Origin of the sequence: Elstera litoralis, assembly GCF_000963705.1 — a bacterium.
Classification (GTDB): domain Bacteria; phylum Pseudomonadota; class Alphaproteobacteria; order Elsterales; family Elsteraceae; genus Elstera; species Elstera litoralis.
Genome location: NZ_LAJY01000342.1, coordinates 1 through 4,436, shown reverse-complemented (window position 1 = coordinate 4,436; position 4,436 = coordinate 1). Strand labels below are relative to the sequence as shown.

Sequence of the window (4,436 nt, the reverse complement as noted above, 5' to 3'; positions counted from 1 at the left end):
TCTCATTTTGAGGGAAAATTACTTTTCTTTAACGATTTTAACAGCTATATTTCTAATAATTACATTTTATAGATATATTGTTTCAAAACAGGGCTGAAATTCGCCTATATCATAGGCGATATGCATAATCTGAATGCATCCACAAGCTTTTCAACCCGCCTATTCAAGGTCGCCGCAATTGCATAGACTGGCAGCATGTTGATCCGTCTTGCGCTCCCAACTCTGCATTTCAGCCATTCTGCTTGGATGGGCGGGATTTGGGGAATCGGCGTGAGCGTCCCGGCCTGGGCGGCGAATGAATTCGCCTCCGCGTCAATTTTGCAACCTTTGGTCGGCTTTCTCAGCCTGTTCGCGCTGGCGTTGCTCGTCATCGGCACGCTGCATTTTCGCGCCGTCTTGCGCGGGCGGGTGATTCAGCAGCAGTTGCGCGGCAGTCAGCAAATCGCCGACCGACGCCAGACGCTGATGGATGCCGCCGCGACGCCGCTGGCGCTGTTCGGGCGGGATTCGCGGCTGGTGGAAAGCAATCTCGCCTGGTCGGTGCTCACGCGCGGCAGCGATACGTTTATCGAGCAAGCGCGGGAACTGGCAATGCGCGCCTTGCGCCTTAATAGCGAGCAGGTGGAAACCGTCTCCTTGGTCATCGGCGGGGCGATGCATGCCTATTCGCTGCGGGCACAGGCGTCGCAAAACGGTATTTCGGTCACGGCGACGGATATGCGCCAGATCGAAAGCCTCATGTCGCAAGTCTCGCGGCTGATTTCGGCGCAGGATGATGTGTTGGACGCGGTGAACGCCCCCATTGTCATTTTTGGCCCAGAACGCCGGATCAAATTCTTCAACGTCGCCTTCGCCCGGCTGTTTTATCTCGACGACGTGTGGCTGACGCGCGAACCGACGCTGCAAGAACTCATCGATATGCTACGCGAAAAGCGGCAACTGCCCGAAGTGATCGATTTTGCCGCCTATAAGCGCGAGCAATTGGCGCAGTTTCAATCCCTGGTCGCCGCCAAGGAAGAGGTGCTGCATCTGCCCGATGGACGCACGCTGTTTCAGCGCGTCGCCCCCCATCCGCTCGGCGGGCTGATTTATTCGTACGAGGATGCCACCGATAAATTCGCCCTGGAACGCTCCTATAACACCCTCATCGAAGTACAGCGCGAGACGCTGAACAATCTTTCGGAAGGCGTGGCGTTTTTTGGGATCGACCGGCGTTTGCGCCTGCATAATCCGGCGTTCTTGCAGATTTGGGGCCTGAGCGAAGAGCAATTGCTGGGCGAGCCAACCCTGGACGAGCTGCAAGCCGCAACCCTGCCGTGGATCGTGGAGGGCGAGGAGTCCGACCCGAACGGCAATCCTGCGGTGCAGCGGCGCATCCGCAACGGTATGCTCAGTTGGCGCTCCGGGAGGGAGCCCGGCAAGGAAATCGACTTTAATTCCGTGCCGATGCCCGATGGGGCTACGCTCTGCCTGTTCCTCGATATCACCGAGCGCAACCGCGCCCAACTGGCCTTGCGGGAACGCAACGACGCGCTCGAAGCCGCCGACCGGCTGAAGACCGAATTCATCGCCAATGTCTCCTACGAGCTGCGCACGCCGCTGAACTCGATTATCGGCTTCTCCGAAATTCTGACCGAGCAATATTTCGGCCCGCTCAACGCGCGGCAGTTGGAGTATAGCCGGGGAATCTTGGCGGATTCGCACCGGCTGCTGTCGCTCATCAACGATATTCTCGATCTCGCCACGATCGAAGCGGGCTATCTGGCCCTGGAGCGCGATACGATTGAGGTCAATAGCCTCATCGTCTCCACCCTCGCCCTAGTCCGCGAACGCGCCCAGGCGCGCGATATTAGCCTAACGCTCGATTCCGCCGCCGATATCGGCACAATCATCGGCGACACGAAACGGCTCCGGCAGGCCCTGTTCAATCTGCTCTCCAACGCTATCAAATTCTGCCGCCCGCAGGATCGGGTGACGATTGGCGCGCGGAAGGAAGCCCAGCGCGGCATTACCATCAGCATTTCCGATACCGGGCCGGGCATTCCTCCCGAAAGCCTGCCGCGAATCTTTGGGCGGTTCGAGCGCGCCGGGCGGCAGGCGGGCGCGGGTTTGGGATTGTCGCTGGTGCGCAGCATTATCGAATTGCACGGCGGTGACGTCAGCCTCACCTCCTCCGCCAATGGCACCGAGGTTATCTGCTGGCTGCCCGAGAGCGCCCCGGAGACCCCGCGCGCCCTGCCGCCCCCGGTTCAACAGGGCGACGTGCCGTAATCTCCAGCGACAAGTCGATAACAGGCTTGCAAACGGACGGGCGGCAAGCAACGTTAATTTCATGGTCAAACGCGCTCTCATTCTCATGATGGATTCTTTCGGCATTGGGGCCACCCCCGATGCCTGCCACTTCCAGGACCAGGGATCGAACACCCTGGGGCATATCGCCTCCTGGTCGTTGGCCCAGCGGGGCCGCCCCTTGGTGCTGCCCCATCTGGAAGAGCTTGGCCTGGGCGCCGCCGCCCGCGAGGCTACCGGCAAGCTGCCCTCCGGCTTTCTGAAAAGCGCTGATTTCACCGGCGTCTATGCCGCCGCCGCCGAGCGCTCGAAAGGCAAGGACACCCCGTCCGGCCATTGGGAGCTTACCGGCGTGCCCGTGCTGTTCGACTGGGGCTATTTCCCGAAAACCGTGCCGAGCTTTCCGCCGGAATTGACCGATGCCTTAATCGCGCAAGGCGGGCTGCCCGGTATTCTGGGCAATTGCCACGCCTCGGGCACCGATATTATCGCCGCGTTGGGCGACGAACACGTCGCGAGCGGCAAGCCCATCGTCTATACCTCCGCCGACTCGGTGCTGCAAATCGCCGCCCATGAGGAAAGCTTCGGGCTGGAGCGCTTGCTGACGCTGTGCAAACTCGCCCGTAAGTTGGTCGATCCTTATAATATTGGCCGGGTTATCGCCCGGCCCTTCACCGGCCCCAGCGGGGCCTATCGCCGGACGGCCAACCGCAAGGATCTCGCCGTTCCGCCGCCCGCCCCGACCTTGCTGGATAAGCTTGTCGAGCGCGGCAGCCAAGTGCTCGCCATCGGTAAGATCGGCGATATTTTCGCCCAAAATGGTATTAGCCGGGTGATTAAGGCCGACAGCAATGCGGCACTGTTCGATGCCACGCTGGCGGCCCTCGACGATGCGGGCGATGGCGATTTGATCTTTACCAATTTCGTCGATTTCGACCAATCCTTCGGCCACCGCCGCGACCCCGGCGGCTATGCCGACGCGCTGGAAGCTTTCGACAAACGCCTGCCGGACCTTTTCGCCAAGATGCAGCCCGGCGATATCGCGCTGATTACCGCCGATCACGGCTGCGATCCCACCTGGATCGGCACCGATCATACGCGCGAATATGTGCCGCTGATTTTCTTCGGTCCCGGCTTTACCGGCGGTAACGGCGGGCGGCGGGAGAGTTTTGCCGACGGCGGCCAAACCCTCGCCCAGCACCTCGGCCTACCCCCGCTGGAGGCGGGCCGCAGTCTGCTGTGATCCGGCTTTCATCGACTATGGGCAAAAAAAATTCGGGCGCTCATGATCTGTTAAGCCGCGCCGCGCGAACAATGGGTAATGACGACCCTGCGCAACCCCTCGGCCTCTCGGGCCGTGCATTTTGTTCCCGCCGAAAGCCTATCGGCGCGGACGGGGAGTGTCATGCGCGATGAGACCAGCGCCGGTTTCGCCCGGCTCGTGCAGCAAATCGCCGCGTCCGAGGATCGGGCGGCCTTTGCGCAGCTTTTCGCCCACTTCGGGCCGCGCCTGAAATCCTACCTAATGCGCCTCGGCAGCCCCGAAGCCGAGGCCGAAGACCTGCTGCAAGAGGTGATGGTAACGCTGTGGCGGCGCGCGGGCGCTTTCGATCCCCGCCTCGCCTCGGTCAGCACCTGGCTCTTCACCATCGCCCGCAATAAGCGCATTGACCGGCTGCGCCGCGATAAGCATATCGACTGGGAGGCGGATGATCCCGCCCTAGTCTCGGAAGAAGCCTTTGGCGAGCCCGTGCCGGGAGCCGATCACGCCTATGATCTCGCCCAACAAAATGATCGGCTGCGCGCGGCCCTCGCCCTCTTGCCGCCGGAACAAGCCGACCTACTTCAACAAGCCTATTGGGAAGACCGTTCGCACCGCGATATCGCGGAGGCAACGAAAATCCCGCTAGGCACCGTCAAATCGCGAATCCGCTTGGCCCTTACCCGGCTGCGCGCGGTCCTGAAGGACGCTTGAGATGCCGCACTTCCACCCGCCCGAATCGCTGCTGATCGACTATGCCGCCGGCACCCTGCCGGAAGCCATCAGCCTGCTGGTCGCAACCCATCTCACCTATTGCCCGACCTGCCGGAAAGAGATGGCGGCGTTGGAAGCCGTGGGCGGGGCCATGCTCGACAGCCTGCCGCCT

At 61.4% G+C, this 4,436-nt stretch carries 4 protein-coding genes; all 4 read left to right on the top strand.

Annotated elements, in window-relative coordinates:
- The first annotated feature begins 195 nt into the window (after positions 1-195).
- Positions 196-2,271 carry a sensor histidine kinase gene (locus tag VZ95_RS13160; RefSeq protein WP_084627773.1) on the top strand — a complete coding sequence of 692 codons (2,076 nt, stop codon included), beginning with the start codon at positions 196-198 and terminating at the stop codon, positions 2,269-2,271.
- A 61-nt stretch (positions 2,272-2,332) separates the two neighbouring features.
- A complete protein-coding gene (locus tag VZ95_RS13155; RefSeq protein ID WP_045776254.1) occupies positions 2,333-3,532 on the top strand; it encodes a phosphopentomutase in 1,200 nt (399 codons plus the stop codon).
- A 78-nt stretch (positions 3,533-3,610) separates the two neighbouring features.
- Positions 3,611-4,264, top strand: coding sequence for a sigma-70 family RNA polymerase sigma factor (locus tag VZ95_RS13150; protein ID WP_232302652.1), 654 nt, complete (start codon positions 3,611-3,613; stop codon positions 4,262-4,264).
- A gap of 1 nt (position 4,265) precedes the next feature.
- On the top strand, positions 4,266-4,436 hold a 171-nt coding region (locus VZ95_RS28890; protein WP_332308091.1), incomplete at its 3' end, for a zf-HC2 domain-containing protein.